General features: G+C 49.4%; 22 protein-coding genes and 1 tRNA gene. 17 read left to right on the top strand and 6 right to left on the bottom strand.

Going from position 1 to position 24,128, the window contains the following annotated elements; genetic code table 11:
• Positions 1–16: 16 nt before the first annotated feature.
• The 5 genes from lon to EJE49_RS08305 form a co-directional block, all read right to left on the bottom strand.
• Positions 17–2,434, bottom strand: a complete 2,418-nt coding sequence (gene lon, locus EJE49_RS08325; RefSeq protein ID WP_124949986.1) for an endopeptidase La — start codon at positions 2,432–2,434, stop codon at positions 17–19.
• A 171-nt stretch (positions 2,435–2,605) separates the two neighbouring features.
• Entirely contained in the window at positions 2,606–3,865 is a 1,260-nt protein-coding gene (clpX, locus tag EJE49_RS08320) for an ATP-dependent Clp protease ATP-binding subunit ClpX (protein ID WP_124949984.1), read from the bottom strand.
• A gap of 29 nt (positions 3,866–3,894) precedes the next feature.
• Positions 3,895–4,524 (bottom strand): ATP-dependent Clp endopeptidase proteolytic subunit ClpP, encoded by a 630-nt coding sequence (clpP, locus tag EJE49_RS08315; RefSeq protein ID WP_124949982.1) that lies wholly within the window; start codon positions 4,522–4,524, stop codon positions 3,895–3,897.
• Between the two features lie 4 nt (positions 4,525–4,528).
• Positions 4,529–5,836: a trigger factor gene (gene tig / locus EJE49_RS08310; protein WP_124949980.1), complete on the bottom strand. Its 1,308-nt coding sequence runs from the start codon at positions 5,834–5,836 to the stop codon at positions 4,529–4,531.
• 80 nt (positions 5,837–5,916) lie between these two features.
• Positions 5,917–6,001 (bottom strand) — tRNA-Leu (locus EJE49_RS08305).
• Between the two features lie 88 nt (positions 6,002–6,089).
• Between EJE49_RS08305 and hpnC the strand changes: the two genes are divergently transcribed.
• The 12 genes from hpnC (at position 6,090) to thiO (ending at position 18,240) form a co-directional block, all read left to right on the top strand.
• Positions 6,090–6,902, top strand: coding sequence for a squalene synthase HpnC (gene hpnC / locus EJE49_RS08300; protein ID WP_124949978.1), 813 nt, complete (start codon positions 6,090–6,092; stop codon positions 6,900–6,902).
• A 9-nt stretch (positions 6,903–6,911) separates the two neighbouring features.
• Positions 6,912–7,745, top strand: a complete 834-nt coding sequence (gene hpnD, locus EJE49_RS08295; protein WP_124949976.1) for a presqualene diphosphate synthase HpnD — start codon at positions 6,912–6,914, stop codon at positions 7,743–7,745.
• Entirely contained in the window at positions 7,712–9,052 is a 1,341-nt protein-coding gene (gene hpnE, locus EJE49_RS08290; RefSeq protein ID WP_223246877.1) for a hydroxysqualene dehydroxylase HpnE, read from the top strand. The genes hpnD and hpnE overlap by 34 nt, the downstream gene beginning before the upstream one ends.
• A gap of 3 nt (positions 9,053–9,055) precedes the next feature.
• Entirely contained in the window at positions 9,056–9,799 is a 744-nt protein-coding gene (locus EJE49_RS08285) for a YciK family oxidoreductase (RefSeq protein ID WP_124949974.1), read from the top strand.
• Positions 9,800–9,955: 156 nt separating this feature from the next.
• Positions 9,956–10,423, top strand: a complete 468-nt coding sequence (locus tag EJE49_RS08280) for a type IV pilin protein (protein ID WP_124949972.1) — start codon at positions 9,956–9,958, stop codon at positions 10,421–10,423.
• Positions 10,417–10,929, top strand: coding sequence for a GspH/FimT family pseudopilin (locus EJE49_RS08275; RefSeq protein ID WP_124949970.1), 513 nt, complete (start codon positions 10,417–10,419; stop codon positions 10,927–10,929). The genes EJE49_RS08280 and EJE49_RS08275 overlap by 7 nt, the downstream gene beginning before the upstream one ends.
• Position 10,930: 1 nt before the next feature.
• Positions 10,931–11,392: a type IV pilus modification PilV family protein gene (locus EJE49_RS08270; RefSeq protein ID WP_124949969.1), complete on the top strand. Its 462-nt coding sequence runs from the start codon at positions 10,931–10,933 to the stop codon at positions 11,390–11,392.
• A 72-nt stretch (positions 11,393–11,464) separates the two neighbouring features.
• Positions 11,465–12,487: a PilW family protein gene (locus EJE49_RS08265; protein WP_223246876.1), complete on the top strand. Its 1,023-nt coding sequence runs from the start codon at positions 11,465–11,467 to the stop codon at positions 12,485–12,487.
• Positions 12,484–13,095: a pilus assembly PilX family protein gene (locus EJE49_RS08260; protein WP_124949967.1), complete on the top strand. Its 612-nt coding sequence runs from the start codon at positions 12,484–12,486 to the stop codon at positions 13,093–13,095. Before EJE49_RS08265 ends, EJE49_RS08260 begins: the two co-directional genes overlap by 4 nt.
• A 123-nt stretch (positions 13,096–13,218) precedes the next feature.
• Positions 13,219–16,572: a pilus assembly protein gene (locus tag EJE49_RS08255; RefSeq protein ID WP_189941779.1), complete on the top strand. Its 3,354-nt coding sequence runs from the start codon at positions 13,219–13,221 to the stop codon at positions 16,570–16,572.
• Between the two features lie 35 nt (positions 16,573–16,607).
• Complete coding sequence (locus EJE49_RS08250; RefSeq protein ID WP_124949965.1) at positions 16,608–16,970, top strand: hypothetical protein; 363 nt, start codon at positions 16,608–16,610, stop codon at positions 16,968–16,970.
• A 202-nt stretch (positions 16,971–17,172) separates the two neighbouring features.
• Positions 17,173–18,240, top strand: a complete 1,068-nt coding sequence (gene thiO / locus EJE49_RS08245; protein ID WP_189941777.1) for a glycine oxidase ThiO — start codon at positions 17,173–17,175, stop codon at positions 18,238–18,240.
• Between the two features lie 18 nt (positions 18,241–18,258).
• On the opposite strand, the gene fliE is transcribed toward thiO, so the two are convergent.
• On the bottom strand, positions 18,259–18,600 hold the full coding sequence (gene fliE / locus EJE49_RS08240) for a flagellar hook-basal body complex protein FliE (protein WP_124949963.1): 342 nt from the start codon (positions 18,598–18,600) through the stop codon (positions 18,259–18,261).
• Between the two features lie 204 nt (positions 18,601–18,804).
• On the opposite strand from fliE, the gene fliF reads away from it, so the two are divergent.
• From fliF to fliJ, 5 genes are all read left to right on the top strand, one after another.
• Positions 18,805–20,505: a flagellar basal-body MS-ring/collar protein FliF gene (fliF, locus tag EJE49_RS08235; protein WP_124949962.1), complete on the top strand. Its 1,701-nt coding sequence runs from the start codon at positions 18,805–18,807 to the stop codon at positions 20,503–20,505.
• Positions 20,498–21,496 carry a flagellar motor switch protein FliG gene (fliG, locus tag EJE49_RS08230; protein WP_124949961.1) on the top strand — a complete coding sequence of 333 codons (999 nt, stop codon included), beginning with the start codon at positions 20,498–20,500 and terminating at the stop codon, positions 21,494–21,496. The genes fliF and fliG overlap by 8 nt, the downstream gene beginning before the upstream one ends.
• 18 nt (positions 21,497–21,514) lie before the next feature.
• On the top strand, positions 21,515–22,165 hold the full coding sequence (locus tag EJE49_RS08225) for a flagellar assembly protein FliH (protein WP_124949960.1): 651 nt from the start codon (positions 21,515–21,517) through the stop codon (positions 22,163–22,165).
• Positions 22,162–23,565, top strand: a complete 1,404-nt coding sequence (gene fliI, locus EJE49_RS08220; RefSeq protein WP_124949959.1) for a flagellar protein export ATPase FliI — start codon at positions 22,162–22,164, stop codon at positions 23,563–23,565. Before EJE49_RS08225 ends, fliI begins: the two co-directional genes overlap by 4 nt.
• 83 nt (positions 23,566–23,648) lie before the next feature.
• Positions 23,649–24,119: a flagellar export protein FliJ gene (gene fliJ, locus EJE49_RS08215; protein WP_124949958.1), complete on the top strand. Its 471-nt coding sequence runs from the start codon at positions 23,649–23,651 to the stop codon at positions 24,117–24,119.
• Positions 24,120–24,128 lie beyond the last annotated feature (9 nt).

Raw genomic sequence — 24,128 nt, 5'->3', positions numbered from 1 at the left:
GGTAAATTAGTCAAAATTAATGCTTGGTTGTTACAATTTCGGCTGGAACTGCCACTGCAGGAACGACTTCCCCAGCCACCACAGGAACCTCGGCCAATGGTTCCGGCTGACGCTCCAGCACCACTTTCAATACCTGATCAATCCATTTCACAGGCTGAATATCCAGCTTGTTTTTAATATTCTCAGGTATATCGACCAAATCACGGACATTTTCTTCTGGAATCAGCACTGTTTTGATACCGCCGCGATGTGCAGCCAACAACTTTTCTTTCAGACCACCGATAGGCAAGACCTCGCCGCGCAAGGTAATTTCACCCGTCATGGCAACATCAGCCCTTACAGGTATACCCGTCAATACCGACACCAGTGCGGTACAGATGCCGATACCCGCACTTGGCCCATCCTTGGGTGTAGCACCCTCAGGCAAGTGAATGTGAATATCATTCTTCTGATAAAAATCTTGCGGAATACCTAATGCCTGGGATCTGCTACGAACCACTGACATGGCTGCCTGTATCGATTCCTGCATCACATCGCCCAACTGGCCAGTAGTGATCATTTTACCTTTACCCGGCAACAGCACACTTTCAATGGTCAGCAGTTCACCCCCCACTTCTGTCCAAGCCAAACCGGTAACCTGGCCAACCTGATTGTATTTCTCAGCCACGCCGTAACTGAAGCGACGCACTCCCAAATACTTATCCAGATTGCGCGCGGTAACTGTAATCTTCCCAGCTTTGGTTGTTTTGGTGAGCAATGCCTTTACCACCTTGCGGCAAATTTTTGCCACATCACGGTCCAGGTTACGCACCCCGGCCTCACGCGTGTAATACCGCACTATGTCGCGCAACGCACTTTCGGAAATAGAACACTCTTCCGGCTTTAATCCATTTGCAGCCATTTGCTTGGAAACAAGATAACGTTCGGCAATACTCACTTTTTCATCTTCGGTATAACCCGACAGACGAATGATTTCCATACGATCCAGCAGCGGCGCAGGAATATTCAATGTATTGGCTGTCGCTACGAACATCACATCAGACAGATCGAAATCCACTTCGATGTAGTGATCCGCAAAAGTGTGGTTTTGTTCAGGATCCAGCACCTCTAACAGCGCTGACGACGGATCGCCACGGAAATCCTGGCCCATTTTGTCCACTTCATCCAGCAAGAATAGCGGGTTACGCACTCCTATCTTGCTCATGCTTTGCAAAATCTTGCCCGGCATAGAACCAATGTATGTACGGCGGTGACCGCGAATCTCTGATTCATCGCGCACACCACCCAAAGCCATGCGCACGAACTTACGATTTGTGGCTTTAGCGATAGACTGCCCTAGCGAGGTCTTACCCACACCAGGAGGCCCAACCAGACATAAAATCGGGCCTTTGAGTTTTTCTACCCGTTGCTGCACAGCAAGGTATTCAACTATTCGCTCTTTAACTTTTTCCAGGCCGTAATGGTCCTTATCCAGAATCATCTCAGCTTTTGCCAAGTCTTTACTGATTTTGGTTTTCTTCTTCCACGGCAGGCTGATCAAGGTTTCGATGTAGCTACGCACCACAGCAGCTTCAGCTGACATAGGCGACATCATCTTGAGTTTCTTCAACTCAGACTCAGCCTTAGCCTCGGCATCCTTGCTCATTCTGGCTTCTTTAATGCGCTTTTCCAGCTCTTCCAGCTCTACGCCTTCATCACCATCACCCAGTTCTTTTTGGATCGCCTTAACCTGTTCATTCAAATAGTAATCGCGCTGACTCTTTTCCATTTGACGCTTAACACGTCCGCGAATACGTTTTTCCACCTGCAGGATATCGATTTCGCCTTCGAGCAAGCTCATTAAATGTTCGAGGCGCGCCTGCACCGGGAACATTTCAAGAATGTCCTGTTTCTGCTCAAGCTTGAGTGGCAAATGCGCGGCTATAGTATCCGCCAGACGGCCAGCTTCATCGATACCAACCAATGAGGTCAGAATTTCAGGGGGTATTTTTTTATTGAGTTTGACATACTGATCGAACTGGGTAACCAAGGCTCTGCGCGTGGCTTCAGCTTCATTATCATCAGTCGTATCATCATTTGGCACCAGCTCAACGGTACCGACAAAATGACTGTCCAGATCAGCATATTCGAGCACTTTTGCACGCTGGTTACCTTCGACCAGCACTTTTACGGTGCCGTCTGGTAATTTCAGCATCTGCAATATGGTTGCCACACTGCCGATATGATACAAATCTTCAGGTGTAGGCTCATCTTTGGATGCGGACTTCTGCGCAACCAGCAGAATACTCTTGCCGGCTTCCATGGCAATTTCAAGTGCTTTTATTGATTTGGCGCGACCCACGAACAATGGGATCACCATATGAGGAAATACCACTACGTCACGCAACGGGAGTAATGGCAGTGTTAAAGCTTCAGCGTCTTGGAGTAAGGCCATGATAGTGACACCCTATATGAGAATTGAACGACATAGGACACATATACGGGCAGCTTAACAAAATTCAAGCCGTACCTGCACATATTATCCGCAAGCGCCTGAATCCAAGCGTGTTTATATTACCAAAAAACCAACCGGTTGCCATAATTACTGGCAACCAGTCAGTTTTGATCATGAAGCCAATTTTGCCTGATCAGCATAAATCATTAATGGCTTAGCAGTGCCATTAATGACATTTTCATCAACAACAACTTTTGTTACATTTTCCATCGAAGGCAATTCAAACATGGTGTCCAGCAACGCATGTTCAATAATGGAACGCAAACCACGCGCGCCTGTTTTACGTGCAAGCGCTCGCTTGGCGATCGAAATCAACGCATCTTCGCGAAATTCCAGCTCCGCACCTTCCATTTCAAACAATTTGGCATACTGCTTGGTCAATGCATTTTTCGGCTGGGTCAGGATAGTCATCAGAGCGGTTTCATCCAGTTCTTCCAGCGTAGCAATAACCGGCAAACGCCCAATTAACTCCGGAATCAGACCAAACTTAATCAAATCTTCTGGCTCAACTTCCTGCAATAGCGCAGAAATATCCTTGCTGTCATCCTTGCTCTTCACTTCAGCACCGAAACCAATACCGCCTTTGGTAGAACGATTCTGGATTACCTTCTCCAGGCCGGCAAATGCGCCACCACATATAAACAACATATTTGTGGTATCAACCTGCACAAATTCCTGATTAGGATGCTTGCGACCGCCTTGTGGCGGAATCGACGCGGTAGTACCTTCGATCAATTTCAGCAAAGCCTGCTGCACACCCTCGCCCGATACATCGCGGGTAATGGATGGGTTGTCGGATTTACGCGAAATCTTATCAATTTCATCAATATAAACAATACCATTCTTGGCTTTTTCAACATCGTAATCGCATTTCTGCAACAGCTTCTGAATGATATTTTCGACGTCTTCACCCACATAACCGGCTTCAGTCAGTGTAGTTGCATCAGCCATGACGAACGGCACATCGAGCAATCGCGCCAAGGTCTGAGCCAGCAAGGTTTTACCCGAACCGGTAGGTCCGATCAGCAGGATGTTGCTTTTTGCCAGTTCGATATCGCCTTTGCCGTCAGAATGACGCAAACGCTTGTAGTGGTTATAGACAGCAACCGCCAGAATGCGCTTGGCTTTATCCTGGCCGATAACATAATCGTTCAGGATAATCTGTATCTGTTGCGGTGTCGGTAAAGCGGATTTGTCCGTTTTACCCATCTTGTCCTGTTGAATTTCTTCGCGAATGATATCCGTGCACAGCTCTACACATTCATCGCAAATAAATACGGATGGCCCTGCAATGAGTTTACGCACTTCGTGCTGACTCTTACCGCAAAAAGAGCAGTACAACAGTTTTTCGCCGCTATTTTTGTCAGACATGGCATATCCTCCGTTAAGATTTAACTTAATTATGCCGCAGCTTCAGCGCGACTTGTTATCACTTTATCGATCAGACCATAATTTACAGCCTCTTCGGCACTCATGAAATTATCGCGATCGGTATCCTTTTCCAGCGTAGCCATATCCTGTCCGGTATGGAATGCCATCATGCCATTTAAACGCTCACGTAAATACAATATTTCCTTGGCGTGAATCGCAATATCCGATGCCTGACCCTGGAAACCGCCCAATGGCTGATGAATCATTACGCGCGCATTCGGCAATGCAAAACGCTTACCCTTGGCACCCGCTGTCAGCAGAAACGCACCCATACTGGCCGCTTGACCCATGCACAGTGTGCTGACATCAGGCTTGATAAATTGCATGGTGTCGTAAATAGACATACCCGCTGAAACTGAACCACCTGGTGAATTGATATAGAAATAAATATCTTTGTCAGGATTTTCCGATTCAAGGAACAGCAACTGAGCCACCACGAGATTTGCAGACGTCTCATTAACCGGACCTACCAGAAATATCACTCGCTCCTTCAGCAGGCGCGAATAAATATCATAGGAGCGTTCGCCACGCCCGCTTTGCTCAACCACCATTGGGATGTAACCCAAGGCTTGTGGATCCCAGTTGCTATTGGTCATCATTACGTTATGCCTTCCCCATTAATTCATCAAAAGCGAGCACTTGATCCGTTACCTTAGCTTGCCCTAGTACCCATTCTACAACATTGTTCTCTAATGCCAAGGATTCAATCTCTTGCATTTTTTCCGGATTTTTACGATACCAGTTAACAACGTTCTGCGGGTCTTCGTAACTTTGCGCGAGCTCTTCTATCATTTCCTTAACTTGTTCGGTTTTCGCTGCCAACGCATGCTTTTGTACGACTTCCGACAAAATCAGTCCCAATGCTACACGGCGTTGCGCACGTTCTTCAAACAAATCCGTAGGCATAGGAATATCAGCAACATTCATGCCACGCGCTTGCAAGTCATTGCGCGCCTGTTCCATCAAACGTTGCGCTTCATTCTGCACCAGAGATTTAGGCGTATCGATAGACGTTGCAGCCAATAGAGCCTGCATGACCTGATCTTTTACTTGCGCCAGAACACGGTTTTTCACTTCACGTTCCAGATTGCCCTTGATCTCGGCGCGCATTTTAGCTACGTCGCCGTCTTCAATACCCAGGCTCTTGGCAAATTCCGCATCGACTTCAGGCAACTTAGGCGCAGCTACATCAGTAATTTCGACGCTAAATTCCGCTGTTTTACCCGCCAGTTCGGCAGCCTGATAATCAACGGGGAAAGCCACGTCAAATGTCTTCTTGTCACCCGCCTTAACATCCAGCAAAGCCGCTTCGAAATCAGGCAGGGTGCGGCCTTCACCAACAACTACGCGGAAACCCTTGGCTTCGCCACCAGCGAACACTTCACCGTCAACCTTGCCTACATAATCCAGTGTCACCAAATCATTGGTTTGCGCGGCGCGATCGGCGCTTTCGTATTGCACACGCTGCTTACGTAACACATCCAGTGTTTTATCAATTTCAGCATCGCCAACTGCCACAACCGGACGACTAATCTCGGCAGTGCTGATATCACCCAACGTAATTTCAGGGTAAACCTCAAACACGGCGTAGAACTCAAACAAAGCCTGATCTGCAGCATCTGTTTTTGGCTCGATACGCGGGAAACCGGCAACTTTTAACTGGTTTGCCTGAACAGCTGTTGAAAAAGCACGCTCCACCGCATTACCAAGCACTTCCTGACGCACTTCGCCGCCATACTGCTTAGCAACAATCGACATAGGAACCTTACCGTGACGAAAACCATCCACACGAGCCGTACGTGCAATATGCTTTAAGCGATTGGCCACTTCGGACTCGATTGCCTGCATTTCCACAGAAAGGTTAATGCGGCGTTCCAAAGCACTGATTTGTTCGATATTAGCGTGTTGCATGAATTATCCTTGATTGAGTTGGATAGATAATGTGAAAAGTGCGCCACAAGCGGGCGCACAGTAATCCTAGAGTATAAAGATGGTGCGAAAGGAGAGACTCGAACTCTCACGCCTTACGGCGCTGGAACCTAAATCCAGTGCGTCTACCAATTCCGCCACTTTCGCAAGCTGCTTAGTGTAATATAATTGGGTAGGTGCTGTCAGCATCAATTCTTAAAAAACATTAAAATTTTCCAACTCGCTGATTATTCGCATGCCAGTAAACCATTACGAAAACTTTCCGGTCGCGTCCATACTGCTGCCCCGCCGCTTACGGCACGCAGTAGAAATCATCTACCATTTCGCACGCAGTGCTGATGACATTGCCGATGAAGGCGATGCCAGCGCCGGCGAACGGCTGGCGGCTCTGGACGGCTATCGTGCCGAACTATCCCGCATTGCCAGCAACACCGAACCACAAACTGAATTATTTCGCGACCTGGCGCAAGTTATTGCTCGCCATAAACTGCCTTTGCAGCCATTCAATGACCTGCTCGACGCTTTCTCGCAGGATGTGGTTAAAACACGCTATGCCAATTTTGGCGAAGTCATGGATTACTGCAAAAAATCGGCCAACCCTGTCGGGCGGCTGATGCTGGCCTTATATGGTGAACATAATCCGCGCAGCCTCGCATATTCCGATGCGATCTGTTCAGCATTACAGATTATCAATTTCCTGCAGGATATTGCCATTGATTACGATAAAGACCGTATCTACATGCCGCAGGATGAATTAGCCAGATACAATATCAGCGAAGCGCAGATTGCGCGACATGACAGCAGCGGTGCATGGTCGCCATTCATGCTGATGCAGATAGAACGCACGCGCAAATTGTTGCAAGCGGGTGCACCGCTGGGTAAAGTACTAAAAGGCCGTATTGGCCTGGAATTACGCATGATCATTATGGGTGGCGCAACCGTACTGGAAAAGCTCCACGCCAGCAAAGGCGATATCTACACCCAACGCCCCGTACTCGGCACCCGCGATTGGCTAAACATGCTCTACCGCGCTTTGCGCGCTAAATAGGAAACCGCTTTGGACCCGAATCAGTATTGCCAGGATAAAGCCGCTGCTAGCGGATCAAGCTTTTATTACAGCTTTTTGTTTCTGCCCGCGCCGCGCCGCCGCGCCATTATCGCCCTGTATGCATTCTGCAGAGAAGTCGATGATATCGTCGATGAATGCACTGACGAGCATGTCGCGCAAACCAAGCTCAACTGGTGGCGCCAGGAAATCAGTGACCTCTATCAGGGTCAGCCGCACCATCCGGTGAGCCACGCCCTGTTACCAGTGATTCGCGACTTCAACCTGCCCGCCGAACAGTTATTGGAAATCATCGACGGCATGGAAATGGACCTGAGCCTGCATCGCTACGAAGACTTCAAATCACTGCGTCTGTACTGCCACCGCGTAGCCGGTGTGGTAGGAGAACTGTCAGCAGTCATTTTCGGTTATACCGACCGCGCCACTCTGCACTATGCTGCTGATCTGGGGCTGGCATTCCAGCTTACCAATATCATCCGCGATGTCGGTGAAGACGCGCGGCGCAACCGCATTTATCTGCCTATGGATGAACTGGCGAAATTCAACGTTCCTGCCAGCGACATCCTCAATGCGCGCCAGACGGAGAATTTCAAGCAACTGATGGAGTTTCAATACCAGCGTGCACAACAGTTCTATGAGCAGGCATTTGCCGCCCTCCCTGCCGCCGATCGCAAGGCACAGAAAACCGGGCTGGTCATGGCCGGCATTTACCGCACGTTATTGGAAGAAATCCGCCACGATGGTTTTCAGGTACTCACCCAGCGCACCGCACTGACCCCTATCCGCAAACTGTGGATAGCCTGGCGCACCTGGATGAAGGGCTGACCTGCGTGCAGGAAACGCATAGCAGCAAGCACGTTGCCGTAATCGGCGGCGGCTACGCCGGCATGGCAGCGGCAGTAACGCTCGCACAAAACGGCGTCAAAGTAACGGTATACGAGGCCGGCGGCGTATTAGGCGGCCGTGCCCGGCAACTCAGCCATGCGCAACTGGATACGCCGCTCGACAACGGCCAGCACCTGCTGTTGGGTGCCTACCAAACCACACTGGCATTAGCCCGCCTCGTCAATCCGAATACGACTATCTGGCTGCAACAGCCATTGACTCTGCATAGCGAAAATGGGCTACAACTGTCTGCACCGCAACTCCCCGCGCCCTTCAATACCTTGCTGGCGTTATTAACTGCTCATGGCATCAGCACGGCACAGCGCTGGGCTGCCATCGCCTTCATGCTGCAACAGCGTCTACGCGGCTTCAAACTGAAACAGGACTGCAGCGTCGTGCAATTACTGGCAAAGCAGCCCGATGTACTAATCAAGCTGTTGTGGGAGCCACTGTGCCTCGCCGCGCTCAACACACCTATCGCCACAGCGTCAGCCCAGGTGTTTCTCAACGTGTTGCGCGACAGCCTCACCCGCAGCCAGCATGACAGCGACCTCATCATACCCAGCGTAGATCTGTCGGCATTTTTCCCAACTCCAGCAGCAGATTATGTACGGCAGCGTGGCGGTAGCGTAAACCTCCACCAGCGCATCAGGCACATCAGCGCATCCCCCGATGGCTACACTATAGATGGCAATCAGCATAGTCATGTCATCTGTGCTGTCGCTGCACATCAAGTTGCCGCGCTGATCAGCAAGCTGCCAGAGCTAGCACCGATCGCGCAACAATTAAAAACATACAGCTACCAACCCATTACCACGGTTTATCTGCAATACCCCCCGCATATCCGGCTGCCACGTCCCATGACCGGATTGACCGACACCATAGCGCAGTGGGTATTTGATCGTGGCATCACCCATCAGCAGCATGGCTTGTTAGCCGTGGTTATCAGCACTGCCGGCGCGCACAGCGCACTCGATCATGCCACACTGGCCACACGCATCGCCGCAGAACTACAGCAGACATTCGCCACGCCACCTACCGCAATCTGGCATCAGGTCATCGTCGAGAAGCGTGCCACTTTCGCCTGTGACGTCGATCTGCCCCGGCCAGCACAGCACACAGCGTTAGCAAATTTCCACCTCGCTGGCGATTATACCGCCAGCGATTATCCCGCCACGCTGGAAGCCGCTACCCAAAGCGGGGTAAAATGCGCACACTTGATACTAGCAACCAACAACACCCACTAGACCATGAAAAATTACCAGGCACCTAAAGATTTATTACATAACCGCGTCATCCTTGTCACCGGCGCAGGCACCGGCATAGGCCGTGAAGCCGCCCTAACCTACGCCGCCCATGGCGCTACAGTAATCCTGCATGGCCGCAACGTGGGGCAACTGGAAGCGGTATATGACGAAATCGAAGATGCCGGCCATCCACAGCCCGCGATTATTCCGCTGGATTTCGAAAAAGCAGACGATAAAGCATTTGAAGGCCTGGCCGGATCAATAGGCCTGCAACTCAAGCGCCTGGACGGCATACTGCACAACGCCACCGCCGCGTTGAGCCCATTCCCACTGGAACTGCACAGCATGGATCAATGGCTGCAACTACTCCGCGTCAACGTCGCCGCCCCTGCCGCACTGACCCGCGCCTGCCTGCCATTGCTCAAAGCTTCTCCCAGCGCCTCCATCATCATGACCGGCGAATCACACGGCCATACCCCCGCCGCATTCTGGGGAGCTTATGCCGTGAGCAAAGCCGCTCTGGAACCCATGGTCAAAATCTGGGCACAGGAATGGGAAAACCTGCACCCCAACCTGCGTATCAACGCGCTTATTCCCGGCCCGGTCAACAGCCCCATCCGCCGCAAAACCCACCCTGGTGAAGATCACCTGCACATGACACAACCGGCTGATTTGATGCCTGCTTACCTGTACTTGATGGGAGATGACAGCTCGGCAATCAAGGGGGAAGTCGTAACGTTGGAATAAAACTTATTACATATAAAATACACACCTAAAGAAGAAATAAAGGAAAAAGTCGCTGCTATACCACTCAGTCGATCAAAGTAACCGTTTATCCACAAAGATTGGCATTGCAGAATGCAATTAGCTAGTATCAAAAATATAAAAGCCGAAGGAAGTCCGATGAAATCAGTGCACCCTCATAATTATGTTTTACAAAAGAATTCATCCGGCTTCACGCTGATTGAATTGCTGATCACTGTTACCATCATCGGCATCCTGACTGCAATCGCATACCCTGCCTATACCAATTACATAACACGCGGCAAAATTATTGATGGGCACGCCCTGCTAGCTCAATACCGCATCCAATTAGAACAGTATTACCAAGATAATAGAAACTATGGTACTGCTGGCGGAGCTTGCGGTTCAACCTTACCGACTTCCACATATTTCACGTTTACATGTACAGCAGGCAGCCCCGCGCAAACCTACACGGCAACAGCAAGTAGTATAGCTGGGGTCGGACTAGGCACCGGTGCCAACGGCTATGTCTATACGATTAATGAAACAAACACTAAATCCACGACCTCATTTGCAGGTGGCGCAGTCAACAAATCCTGCTGGTTAGTTAAGGGTACAGAATGTTAGATTATGAAAAAATACAGCAAGGGGTGACGCTTATTGAATTGCTGATAGCGATAGCAATTGTAGCTATCTTGGCTGGCATTGCTGTACCCAGTTTCACAACATGGTTACAGAACACGCAAATACGTACAGCAACAGAAGCAGTCAAAAATGGTCTGCAACTGGCAAGAGCAGAAGCGATTCGCAGAAATGAGCCGGTCAATTTTGTGCTCAGCAGTGTTACGGGTACAGGATGGACTGTAAGCACCGTGGCGGGAGTACAAATACAGCAACGTTCCAGTAGTGACGGTTCGCCTAATGTTACAGCAACTGTAACACCATCCGGCGCAACAACCGTTACATATAATCGTCTTGGCCGAATTTCTAATACCGGTGCGCTTACGCAAATTGACATCGATACTGCCAGCGCCCAAGACCAGCCATTAAGAATTAAAATATCTGCCGGGGGACAAATTCGTAGTTGCACCCCCAGCATTACCAATACTTCCGACCCCAGGTATTGTTATTAATATGAACACTCACTCTATACCCTCAATACAACAAGACGGCTCCTCACTTCTTGAAGCGTTAGTCGCAATCCTCATTTTTTCAATCGGTATTATTGGACTAATGGGGTTACAAGCTGTATCTATAAAAAACAGTAGCGATGCAAAATACCGAGCAGATGCTGCCTATGCAGCCAATCAGATTATTGGACAAATGTGGGTAGACAGGGCAAATATTGATAATTATGCAACGGGTGGCACAGGCGCAGCGTGTTCGATAGGAACTGCTTCGACGGCTGCCAATGTAAGTAATTGGCTAAGCCAGATAAGCAATTTATTACCTGGCGCAGTGGCTACCAAGCAACAAATCATGGTCACCAGTCCACTCACAAATACAAAGCTGGTCAAAGTCACCATTTGCTGGCAAGGCCCCCAAGACACGACAGCGCATAACTTCGTGACAACAGCCCAGATCAACACTAACTAAGGCGAGGCTAGCATGACCAATAATACCTTACACAATCAGGCACTCCATAAAGGCTTCAGCCTGGTTGAGGTGATGGTCGGCATGACGTTGGGACTGCTGACCGTCCTGGTTGTCATGAAAACATTTTCTGTGTTTGAATTCCAGAAGCAAACCACTACAGCAGGTTCGGACGCTCAGGAAAACGGTTTAATGGCTATGGTACAGCTTGAACAGGATATTCGCGGCGCGGGTGCTGGTTTGATCAATCACGATGTAATGAATTGCAATACAGTAAATAGCTATTATAACGGTACAGTGCCCGCACCGGGCATGCCAACGTCAGGCGGATTCGCGCCAGTATCCATCACAGATGGGGGCGCAAGCGCTTCAGACACTTTAACAATAAGCACTGGTGGCGCTAATTCATTAGGGGGTATACCTGCCAATATTACTGTGACCATGCCGCCGACGTCTGCAGAGTTCAATATAAGCAGTACCGTAGGATTTTCTGTTGGCCAACTCATTTTATTAATGCAAGGTGGTGTTTGTACGGTAATGCAGGTAACCACCGTTCAACCATCAGCCTTAAAAATCCAGCACAACTCCGGTAGCAGCGCGCCTTACAATCCTTCTACACCACCATCAGGATGGCCATCCTACACAACTGGCGCTACTGTCACCGATTTTGGTTCTTTCACTACACACACCTACGCGATTGATTCGAATTATAATTTGCAGCTAACCGATAGCGCTACGGGCACAACTCTCCCACAAATGTCGGATATTGTACGTATGGATGCGCAATATGGAATCTCCAGTGCAGCGGGTGTGCAACCAGTATCTTCCTGGGTCGACGCTACTGCTGCAAATGGATTTGCCGCACCCTTGAGCTCCGCTAACATCAAGCGCATCAAGGCTATTAAATTGGTCATTGTTGCCCGCAGTAACAAAAAAGAAGTTACCAACGTCACCAGCAGCGCGCCTACTTATTACGATGCCAGCACTGGCACCACCACCTCCATCAACATATCGTACCTGCCTAACTGGCAACAATATCGCTATAAGGTATACACAACCATCATTCCACTACGCAATGTTATTTGGGCAAACGTATGAAAACGCACATTCACACCCCTAATTCCGTCACCACGCATGTGGGTTGCATACCTAAACAGCAGGGTGCTGCGTTATTTATTGCGCTCATAGCCCTAGTCAGCATGACGCTTGCCGGCATTGCAATGGTAAGGTCAGTGGATACAAATAATTTGATTTCAGGCAACCTCGCCTTTAGGGAATCGGCCCTACATACTACAGATACAGGCATTGAGACCGCTGTAAATGCCTTAGCAACCATTGTAACCACCTCTCTCGACGCCAATTATCCATCAGGCTGCACAAGTGGATGTAGCTACTATGCCCTCATGCAAGCCACAGATTCTAGAGGTGTCCCCACTATCATCAATTGGGCCAATGTGCCCAACACCACGGTCAATACTGACTACTCAGTCCAATACGTCATTGATCGTTTATGCACTGGCAGCCTGCCTGTTACCAATGTCACCGGCAATTGCTATTCAAACACCCCAACAAGTGGTGGTGGTGGTAGCAAAAAAAGCAGTTCCACGTCATTCACTTCAGCAACACTGGTCTACTATCGCGTCACAGTCCGAGTAACCGGACCACGCAATACCACCAGCATGGTGCAGGCAATCGTCTCATCTTGATATTTCCCTACGCATTGAAGACGCCGCTGTCTAAAAGATTACTTTTGAGGAGTTTCCATAATGAACAATCCTAACCATTCCAGGTTATACCTTCCGATACAGATAGCGGTATCGATGCTAATTATGGGACTAAGCCAAAATTCAGCGAATGCGGCTTCCACTGATATCGCCAATGTCCCCATGGCAGTTAAAAACTCGGTAACACCGAATTTACTGCTAATTTACGACAATTCCGAATCCATGGATGCATACATGGCGGGCACCATGGTGTCTGGCAACAATCCAAACACTCGGGGAAATATCGGGCGATCAGTCATGCGGGATGCCATCGACTCTTACCGCACTGCCTTTAACTGGGGACTGATGACTTATGAGACAAAGACGCCCGCAATATACAATACCTATGCCTATTATTTAGGCTCTGACGGCACGGGGACAGGTGCTGGTACTGGCATGTTGTTTACTGATACCTGCACTGGTTATGTCGCACCATCTTCTGCAAATAGTTACGTAGCAACACCAGGAATCGACAGCACTAACGGAAACCTCAAATGCCTAGCCAATCCGCAACCTTTTACCGGCGGTAATTACGTCACCTATAATCAATCTGGTGATGATGCCAATATTCTGGATGTGTTGTACTTTGACGCTTACACATCAGGTAACGCTGCGGCATACACATCATTGTGGGGACTTTCTCAACAAAATTCAGCTTCTCCAACCAATTACGATCTTTATACAACGCATAAAACATCCAGCGGTAATTCATGGGCTACCAATGCTTTCTCCGGTAGTGTAGGCGGAGGCACATTCACGGCAACTGATGCCGGTTTCTTATCCAGCTATTTAGCCACTCCACCCGTTTATCGCCAGCTTTACTTGCCCAGGGGATGGGGCTACCTCGCCGATATCACCGGAGCGGGCAAGCTTAATGAACCAATCCAGACCGATTCTTCGACCCATTACAATAATTTAATCGCAAAGTTAAGTAGCGAAACCGACAACAAAACAACGAGCGAAATTAAAAATGCGGCGGTATTTACCCCTCTTCAGGGTACATTGAATTCTGCGAAATCCTATTTCGCAACCGCATATCAGGATCAAAATAGCCCCATTGCATATTCGTGCCAACAGAACTTCGTCATGCTGGTAACAGATGGATTGCCTACCGGAAAAACTGATGGCACCATGTATTCTGACACAGAGCGAACCAACACATGCACCTGGAGCACTACCACTAATAGCTGCACCAGCGGTAGCTTCGGCACTGCCGCTACCGATGCAATCAACGCTGTTAGTAGCTTGCGCACCACCAGCAACAGCCACAACACCAGCCCTTACGATATCCAAACCTATGTCGTGGCACTGGGCGATACAGTAGCTAATGCCAATGCCTTATCGGTCATGAATGCCATGGCCTATAACGGTGGAACCAATAGCGCGTTACTTGCTAGCGACACAGCCACTTTAAATAGCGCAATTAACGCAATTACCACAGACATCACGGCCAAAGTCGGCGCTTCCGCTGCAGTAGCCGTGGCAAATGCCCACGTCACTTCTACCAATAATGCAACTTATACAACCAACTACAATTCAGGCACCTGGACAGGTGATTTAAATGCTTATCCGATTGACATCAACACTGGTACTGTAGGCACAACGTCACTATGGGCATCCGGCTCAGCTCAATACCAACTGGATAGCCGTACTTCAGCCAATCGCTTTATTGCAACCTCAACCGATGCGGCAGGCGCTATTGGCGGGATAGCATTTCAATCCACTGCACTGAGTAGCACACAACTCACTTTGCTGAACACACCTAGTGTTTCCCCGGTTGACGGCACGGCAGTTTTAGCCTATTTGCGTGGAGATACTTCTGGCGAAACAAGTGGCACTTACAGGGCACGCGCCCATTTGCTGGGAGATCTGGTCAATGCAGAACCTTTAGTAGCGCCTCCACCAAGTGCTAATTATGCAGATTCCGGCTATATGGGTACCAGCACAACATTCAAAGAAGCCAATGCAACGCGCACTACCATGGTATATCAAGGCTCAAATGACGGTATGCTGCATGGATTTAACGCATCAACCGGTGCCGAATTATGGGCATACGTTCCTAACCTGGTGATGGCCAATCTGAATAATTTAAGCAGCAAATCCAACTTTACGCATAAATATTATGTGGATGGTACGCCAGCCTTGGGCGATGTTGATTTCCGCAACACCGATGGTGCAACAGGCGCAAACACACCGAATTGGCATAGCATAATAGTAGGTGGACTTGGCAAAGGCGGACGCGGTTATTATGCTCTGGATGTTACAACCCCGACTGCTACCAGCGAATCAGCTGTTGCGAGCAAAGTATTATGGGAATTTCCTAACAGCGCAGGATCAACAACCGTAACCAAAAATACCGGTTATAGTTTCGGCAAACCAGTGATCGTCAAAACAGCTGCCGATGGCTGGGTAGTTCTGGTAACGTCCGGCTATAATAATGGCACCAACTCCGGCGACAGTGGTGGCGATGGCCTTGGCCATTTATTTGTGCTCAACCCTAAAACCGGGGCATTAATCAAAGACATCCCCACCACCGGATGTACTGGCACACCTACAAGCAATCCATGCGGCTTGGCACAAATCAGCGCCTATGTTGCAAATCCCGACCAGGATATGACCACAGACTACGTGTATGGTGGAGATTTAATGGGCAATGTATGGCGCTTTGACCTTTCCGGCTCAGTATCACAATGGTCTGTTGCCAAATTAGCTGTCTTGAAAGACAGCTCCGGAGCAACGCAGCCGATTACCACTACACCAGAATTATCTAGCATCACCATTAATGGAGCGGCGACACGATTCGTATATGTGGGCACAGGACAGTATTTAGGTGATTCGGACGTCCCTTCCTCCAGTTCACCCAATTCCCATGCAACCCAGACGCAGACGATATATGGTTTGCTGGATAATCTGACCAGCACCTTAACAGACCCAGTACGTAGCGTTTTACAACAGCAGACCCTGACTATAAACACAAACGGCACAAGTTCAATAAGTAACAATACAGTGGATTACACCACCAAAAAAGGCTGGTATGTAGATTTCCCAACGACTGGTGAACGTATCAATACCGACCCGGCATTAGTATCCAATGTGTTAGCTTTTACCAGCAATATCCCAAGCACAACCATTTGCGTACCGGGCGGCAGTAGCTGGTTATATTACTTAGACTATCAAACTGGCGGCACAACCAGCATTAGCAGCACGACAACACTTGCTGATGGCACTACAGCAACCTGGAATGGCGGTCTAGCTTTAGGAAGCTCGCTGGCAAGCCGTCCTATTATCATCCAGTTACCTAGCGGCCAAATTAATGCATTGATACGCAAATCTGACGGCACCACAATCAGTCCACCAGTTCCTGTAGCGACATCCTCCGCTACAAAAGGCAGAGTATCCTGGCGTGAGATTCTGGAATAAACCTTGAACATTATTTTTCATACAAAAGGCGCTATATGAAACCCAACCATCGAACTATATTAGTCAGCATAGTGTTATTGTTTATAAACCAGTCGGTATGGGCAGTAATGCCATCCAATGAAATAAAACCGGGTGCAACCCCTTTGGCAACAGCAAAGGCCGTAACGCAACGCGGCGGCAAGATTACGGCAATAGATACCAGTCAGCACACAATATCGGTAGATAAAATTCGCTATTCAATACAAACAACGTCCATCCCCATTCATGCTGCCAATCCCCTATCACATGGAAATAAAACCAACCTAGAAGTAGGTACTCTGATCCGTTTTAATACGATAAAAGAAGGATTCACTGGAAAAGAAGTGATTAGCGAAATTTGGATTGTGCCCTCGAAATGACATCCAAAAAGAATGATAGTGTTGTTGCTTGATATTAAATAGCTTCACTCATATGAAGTTATTTAATATCATACCCATCAGAAGAATTCCCACCTCAATATAACTCCAAACAAATTGGATTTCTCTATTTTTCAGTTTCAAAAAAATCATCTTTACGTTAGGCTGTGAGTCCTTCATATTAGCATTCTGTCACAAAAACATCTTGAACCCTGACTTTCTCATCATAGGTGGCGGCATTATCGGTCTGGCCACTGCATTTCGTCTTGCCAATGAAGGGGCTCAAGTCACCGTAGTCGAACGCAATATCATCGGCGCTGAGTCTTCCTGGGCTGGCGGCGGCATACTGTCACCCCTTATGCCCTGGCAGTATTCTCCGGCCGTTACCGACTTATGTGATTTGAGTGTGGCACGCTACCCGGATTGGATAGCGTCCGTACAAGCGAGCAGCGGGCTGGATGCAGAATACTGGGATTGCGGCATGCTGGTTTTACCGCCGTATGAGCTGGAAATTGCGCAGAACTGGTGTCAACAACATCAGTGGCAATCAGAGCTGGTAGCCGCACGCGATATTTTGCCCGATATGGCTGAGGCCGATGCATTATGGTTGCCTGGCGTGGCACAAGTACGCAACCCGCGCCTGATCAAATCGCTACGTGGAGCCGTGCTAGACCGCGGCGTGAAGCTGATTGAACGCACTACCATTATGCCGATGCTCGCTGACCAACACAGCATCAAACATGTGAACACGACCAATGGCAGACTGCTCGCCGGCGGCTATATCACCTGCGCCGGCGCATGGACACAGGAATTGCTTACCAATCAGCCACCCGCCAAAACCATAAAACCCATGCGCGGGCAAATGCTGTTATTCAAGACACAACCGCACGTACTTGAACATGTCATATATCAACAGGGAATTTACCTGATACCGCGATTGGATGGGCATATACTGGTAGGCAGTACAGTTGAAGATGTCGGCTTTGACAAATCAACGACACCCGAAACCAGACATGACTTGATGAGTGCGGCATTTAAATTGCTGCCTGCATTAAGTAAGGCGACACTGGTGCAACACTGGAGTGGCTTGCGACCTGGATCGCCGGACAATGTGCCTACGATTGCACGCCATCCAGAAATTGAGAATCTCTATGCCAATGCGGGACATTTCCGTTATGGAGTGACCATGGCACCGATTAGCGCAGATTTGATCGCCGAGATGATTTTAGGTCTGTCACCCAGCATGGACATAACGCCCTACCAGTGGAACTGAATTGCTGAAAATGTTAACTTAAACCTGCATGCTCATGATTTCACGATAAGCAGCGACCAGTTTATTACGCACCTGTATTGTCTCCTGGAAAGAGAGATTGGCCTTCTGCATGGAGATCATGACTTCTGACAGACTCACCTTGTCATCGCCCATAACAAAGTTCTGTCCAAGTGTATTGGATTGATGCTGCAACTGGCTAACGTGATCCAAAGACGATTTCAGTGCATCAGCAAAATCAACTTTTGGCGTAGTTTTCTCAGTCTGTATAGGATTTTCTATACCCTGAGCACGGGCCGAGGCAGCTTTCAGTTGCGCCATCATGGCTTCGATCTTACTCGTATCGATCGCACCGGTTATCATGACATTTCTCCATTTATGCTATGTATTCGTAATCTTACGTCATGGTTGTCATTTATCAGCTTAAGATTAGCGGGGTAAATCTGGCTTTATTTGCGCTATTAAAATAATATTGCTCATTGATAATGGATAATAAGAATCTGCGCCTCTGGAAGACGCATGACCATGCGGCATTAATGCAACTACATCTTAGATGGGAACATAACCATGGCTGCTGAAGGCCAACTAACCGCGACAACTGGATTTTCCAACTTTACGCAATCCGCAATGGGGCGCAGGTTCGCCCTCATGCTGGGAGTGGCGGCGGTCGTTGCTGTGATGGCCGGAGTGTGGATGTGGAGTCAGAAACCTGACTATCGTGTGTTATTTTCCAATTTCAGCGACAGGGATGGCGGTGCCATTGTCGCCTCACTCCAGCAAATGAATGTGCCTTACAAATACGCTGAAGGCGGCGGTGCAATTCTGGTACCGGCTGATCAGGTTCATGACATCCGCCTTAAATTAGCCTCGCAGGGCTTGCCCAAAGGCGGCAATGTCGGCTTTGAACTGATGGAAAATCAGAAACTGGGTACCTCGCAATTTCTGGAACAGGTTAATTTTCAACGCGCGCTCGAAGGTGAACTAGCGCAAACCATACAAGCTGTCAGCGCAGTGCAGGCTGCACGCGTTCATCTCGCTCTGCCCAAAGCTTCCGTATTTGTCCGCGACCAGCAAAAGCCGACTGCGTCGGTATTACTTAACCTCGAACCAGGCCGCGCGTTAGACCCCGCTCAAGTCAGCGCCATCGTGCATTTACTGGCCAGCAGCGTACCTGAATTGACACCCAGCAATGTCACCATTGTCGATCAAAATGGCAATCTACTCTCTGACACCAGTAAAAAACTGGCCAACAATGGACTCGACCCCAGTCAGTTGAAATACGTACAAGAATTGCAGCAAGATGTCGCCAAACGTATCGAATCCATCATCACCCCTATCGTAGGGGCTAATAACGTCCACGCCGAAGTCACCGCTGACGTTGATTTCTCGCACAGTGAGCAGGCCGCAGAAACGTACAAGCCCAACACCCCACCGGAAGCGGCTGCGATGCGTAGCCAGCAAACCAGCGAGAGCATGAATGGCGCAGGGAATGCCAGTGGCATACCTGGCGCGCTGTCAAATCAGCCACCGGTACCGGCTACTGCTCCAATTACTACGCCACCACCAGCCACCGGCACGACTCCGCCTGGCGCAAATGCAGCCGCCAATACTGCCACGACCACGACACCACCCGCTGTTATTCACAAGGACTCGACTGTCAATTACGAAGTCGACAAAACCATACGTTATGTCCAGCAGCCTATGGGCGGATTAAAACGCTTGTCAGTTGCAGTCGTAGTGAATTACAAACAGACTACGGACAAAAAAGGCAAAACCAAAGACGTCCCACTTACCGAAGCTGAAAAAACCCAAATCAGCGATCTGGTCAAAGAAGCCATGGGTTACAGCCAGGCTCGTGGTGATACGCTGAATGTGGTAAACAGCCCATTCGCAGCAGCCAAACCTGAGATCATCCCTGAAGTTCCATTATGGAAACAGCCGGATAACATTCAGCTCGCCAAAGATATTGGCAGATATTTGCTCGCATTTATTGCTTTGCTGTACCTGTATAAAAAGGTGCTAAAACCCTTGCTGGAAAAACTCACGCACCCTCCGCATAAACACCATCATGTTGAGGGTGAAGAAGATACTGACTACGATGAAGATGAAGGTAGCGAAGTTCATCTTTCGGAAGAAGGTAAAGCCGGGGAGCACACCCCTCACCCCACCACCACTTATCAAAAAAATCTAGACATGGCGAAGCAAGTTGCCAAAGACAATCCTAAAGTCGTCGCCAATGTCGTAAAAGCATGGGTGAATAATGAGTAATGACGGTGTACATAAAGCCGCTATCCTGATGCTGTCGCTAGGGCAGGATGAGGCATCTGAAGTATTAAAGCACTTGAGTCCACGCGAAGTCCAGAAACTGGGTGAGGCGATGTCAGCAATGAGCACCATCCCCCATGAAGAAATTGCCAATGTATTAAGTGATTTCAACAAGATCACATCGCTTAACTCGGGCATAGGTGTCGATTCTGACGAGTATATCCGCGCAGTCATGACGCAGGCATTAGGCTCGGACAAAGCATCATCATTGCTGAACCGGATTTTGGGCGGCAATGATGCCAGCGGTATAGAAAGCCTGAAATGGATGGATGCCGAATCTGTTGCGGACCTAATCCTCAATGAACACCCACAAATTATTGCAACGATCCTGGTTCACCTGGAGCGGGAACAGGCTTCTGAAATCCTGACACACTTCACCGAACGGCTACGCAATGACGTCTTGCTGCGTATAGCCACGCTGGACGGCATCCAGCCGGCGGCACTGCGCGAATTGAATGACGTACTGACCAAACTGCTCTCCGGCAATGAAAACAACGTCAAAAAGCAGCCCATGGGTGGTACGCGCACCGCTGCAGATTTGCTCAACTTCATGAGCGGCGCTATTGAAGAATCGGCTATGGAAGCATTAAGGAATTACGATAACGACATGGCGCAGAAGGTCATGGATGAAATGTTTGGTTTTGAAAATCTGATGGAGATTGATGACCGGGGCATACAGTTATTACTGCGCGAAGTGCAGTCTGATTCACTGATCGTTGCGCTGAAAGGTGCCGCGCCGGAATTACGTGACAAAATACTTAAGAATATGTCACAGCGTGCTGCTGAAATGATGCGCGAAGACCTGGAGTCCAAGGGGCCGGTACGCGTATCGGAAGTCGAAGCGCAACAAAAAGCGATCCTGATCATCGTACGCCGCCTGTCCGACGAAGGCCAGATTGCGTTAGGTGGTAAAGGTGAGGATGCATTCCTCTAATATCGAACAGGCGCAATCATGATACCCAAGGAACAACTTACCGCCTATCAACGCTGGGAAATGGCCTCATTAGATGAGCCCTCGAATAAAGTGGCAGCAGCATCGTCCTCCACTAATGAGGAGCTTGTTGCCATTCGCGAACAGGCGCGACGCGAAGCCTATACCAAAGGCCTGGCTGAAGGTTATCAAACTGGACACAGTGAAGGTTTGGAAGCTGGGCTAGCAGAGAGTCGCCAGCAAACAGCACTGTTAATTAACCAGTTTTCCAGCATTGTCGAAAACTTCAACAATGAACTAGCCCAGGCTGACAATCTCATCGCCGCAGATCTGCTCGACCTCACCATGAATATTGCCCAGGCCATGATTAAAACCGCGCTGCCAATACGTCCGGAACTAGTGATCCCTATCATTAACGAAGCGATACGCGATCTACCGGCGTTGCAACGCAATGCCAAACTGATACTCAACCCGGATGACGCCACGTTGGTAAAAGAGCATTTGCTTGATGAGCTCAGCCAGAATGGCTGGAGCATCATCGAAGACAGTCAGATCGAAGCAGGTGGCTGCCGTATCGAAACCAATTCCAACCAGATTGATGCAACCCTCAGTACACGCTGGGAAAGACTGGCGCTGGCCTTAGGGAAGGAAGCAGACTGGCTTAAAACATGAGCTCAACACACAGCCATAGCGAACACTGGAAAGCCTACCTCAATAGCTGTGTGTCGTTACTGGACACCGCAAAACCTATCCTAGTTGCCGGCCGAGTCACACGTGTCGCAGGACTGGTTATGGAGGCAGTGGGATTAAAACTACCCGTTGGCAGCGCATGTGTCATCCCGCTGCCAACCGGCGCAATGCTGGAAGCAGAAGTTGTAGGATTTGATGGCGAGCGCCTTTTCCTGATGCCACAAAGTGACGTCGAAGGCATCATACCCGGCACCCCCGTGTTGCCACTGGAAATAGCCGGCGCCGGCCCGACTCACCTGCCCTCATCCAAACCTAAGCGACGCGCTACTGACCGCACACGCCACTTGCCTGTAGGCGCAGATTTATTAGGCCGTGTACTGGATGGTGCCGGCCGCCCACTCGACCAATTGGGCCCTCTGCCCGCCATGGAAACAGCACCACTTAGCGTACGTGCAGCCAACCCACTGGGCCGAGCACCTATTACCGAGATTCTGGATGTCGGTGTGCGTGCGATTAACAGCATACTCACGGTTGGCCGAGGCCAACGCATGGGGCTGTTTGCAGGCTCCGGTGTCGGTAAAAGCGTATTGCTCGGTATGATGGCCCGCTATACCAGTGCCGATGTGATTGTAGTCGGTCTGATTGGCGAACGCGGCCGTGAGGTCAAAGAATTCATAGAACAAATACTCGGACCCGAAGGGCTAGCCCGAGCCGTCGTCATTGCGGCACCTGCCGATACCCCGCCACTGATGCGCCTGCAAGGTGCTGCTTACGCAACGACGATTGCAGAGAATTTCCGCAACCAGGGATTAAATGTATTACTCATCATGGATTCACTCACCCGCTACGCCATGGCACAACGGGAAATCGCATTGGCGATAGGTGAGCCGCCTGCAACCAAAGGCTACCCGCCATCGGTATTCGCCAAATTACCAACACTGGTGGAGCGCGCCGGCAACGGCAAGGCCGGCGGCGGGTCAATTACGGCGTTTTACACGGTACTTACCGAAGGTGATGACCAACAAGACCCAATTGCTGATGCCGCACGCGCGATTCTGGATGGACATATTGTGCTGAACCGCAGTCTGGCTGAAAGCGGTCATTATCCAGCCATCGATATTGAGCAATCTATTAGTCGCGCAATGCATAACATTACCTCTGTAGAACATCAACAGAATGCGCGGCGACTCAAACAGCTGTATTCAAGTTATCAACGCAACCGGGATCTGATAAATGTCGGCGCATACAGTGCCGGCAGCGACCCGGTAGTGGATGACGCAATTGCTCGCCATGCCAATATTGAACATTTCTTGCAACAAAACATAAACGAAAGAGCGGGCATTCAAGAGAGCTTAGGGCAACTTTCCGCTCTATTCGAGTGATTGAATTTAAAAAACAGGATTACAATTAGTACTGTAGGGGTAGTTAAGTATCCTGTTTTACGACTTCCTGTGGGGAATTGAGCATGGCAAATCATTCGGCAATTCAAACACTCATAGAGTTAGCCAGCAAGGAAGTGGATGAGTTCGCCAGACGGCTCGGTGTCGCTATGCGCACACACGAAGATAATGAGCAAAAACTGACGCTACTGCTACAGTACCGTGAAGACTATGCGAATCGTTGCCAGCAGGACTTGTCCTCGGGCTTATCGACTCAAGGCTATCAGAATTTCAGGGTTTTTCTCAACAAGCTGGACGATGCCATTGATGGTCAACGTGAGATTATCAAACATTCACAACATCATATAGAAGTGGAGCGTCAAGCGTGGCAAACCGCTGAACGTAAACGCATGTCCTTTGATACGCTGGCGCATCGCGCGCAGCAACAAGCGCAGCAGCAAGCTGTACGCCGTGAACAAAAGGCGACGGATGAATATGCCAACAGAAATTCGGCAAATAAAGGGCACATTTACAAGCATTCAATTGGGCACGAATAATCACGTTGT

It is taken from the genome of Sulfuriferula thiophila (assembly GCF_003864975.1).
In the GTDB taxonomy this organism is placed as follows: domain Bacteria; phylum Pseudomonadota; class Gammaproteobacteria; order Burkholderiales; family Sulfuriferulaceae; genus Sulfuriferula; species Sulfuriferula thiophila.
This window is presented reverse-complemented; position numbering and strand designations above follow the sequence as displayed.

Bases quoted from the DNA above. Each gene is read 5' to 3' on its own strand.
- lon (WP_124949986.1), bottom strand. From the start codon at position 2,434: ATGGCCTTACTCCAAGACGCTGAAGCTTTAACACTGCCATTACTCCCG.
- clpX (WP_124949984.1), bottom strand. From the start codon at position 3,865: ATGTCTGACAAAAATAGCGGCGAAAAACTGTTGTACTGCTCTTTTTGC.
- clpP (WP_124949982.1), bottom strand. From the start codon at position 4,524: ATGATGACCAATAGCAACTGGGATCCACAAGCCTTGGGTTACATCCCA.
- tig (WP_124949980.1), bottom strand. From the start codon at position 5,836: ATGCAACACGCTAATATCGAACAAATCAGTGCTTTGGAACGCCGCATT.
- hpnC (WP_124949978.1), top strand. From the start codon at position 6,090: ATGCCAGTAAACCATTACGAAAACTTTCCGGTCGCGTCCATACTGCTG.
- EJE49_RS08285 (WP_124949974.1), top strand. From the start codon at position 9,056: ATGAAAAATTACCAGGCACCTAAAGATTTATTACATAACCGCGTCATC.
- EJE49_RS08280 (WP_124949972.1), top strand. From the start codon at position 9,956: ATGAAATCAGTGCACCCTCATAATTATGTTTTACAAAAGAATTCATCC.
- EJE49_RS08275 (WP_124949970.1), top strand. From the start codon at position 10,417: ATGTTAGATTATGAAAAAATACAGCAAGGGGTGACGCTTATTGAATTG.
- EJE49_RS08270 (WP_124949969.1), top strand. From the start codon at position 10,931: ATGAACACTCACTCTATACCCTCAATACAACAAGACGGCTCCTCACTT.
- EJE49_RS08265 (WP_223246876.1), top strand. From the start codon at position 11,465: ATGGTCGGCATGACGTTGGGACTGCTGACCGTCCTGGTTGTCATGAAA.
- EJE49_RS08260 (WP_124949967.1), top strand. From the start codon at position 12,484: ATGAAAACGCACATTCACACCCCTAATTCCGTCACCACGCATGTGGGT.
- EJE49_RS08255 (WP_189941779.1), top strand. From the start codon at position 13,219: ATGGGACTAAGCCAAAATTCAGCGAATGCGGCTTCCACTGATATCGCC.
- EJE49_RS08250 (WP_124949965.1), top strand. From the start codon at position 16,608: ATGAAACCCAACCATCGAACTATATTAGTCAGCATAGTGTTATTGTTT.
- fliE (WP_124949963.1), bottom strand. From the start codon at position 18,600: ATGATAACCGGTGCGATCGATACGAGTAAGATCGAAGCCATGATGGCG.
- fliF (WP_124949962.1), top strand. From the start codon at position 18,805: ATGGCTGCTGAAGGCCAACTAACCGCGACAACTGGATTTTCCAACTTT.
- fliG (WP_124949961.1), top strand. From the start codon at position 20,498: ATGAGTAATGACGGTGTACATAAAGCCGCTATCCTGATGCTGTCGCTA.
- EJE49_RS08225 (WP_124949960.1), top strand. From the start codon at position 21,515: ATGATACCCAAGGAACAACTTACCGCCTATCAACGCTGGGAAATGGCC.
- fliI (WP_124949959.1), top strand. From the start codon at position 22,162: ATGAGCTCAACACACAGCCATAGCGAACACTGGAAAGCCTACCTCAAT.
- fliJ (WP_124949958.1), top strand. From the start codon at position 23,649: ATGGCAAATCATTCGGCAATTCAAACACTCATAGAGTTAGCCAGCAAG.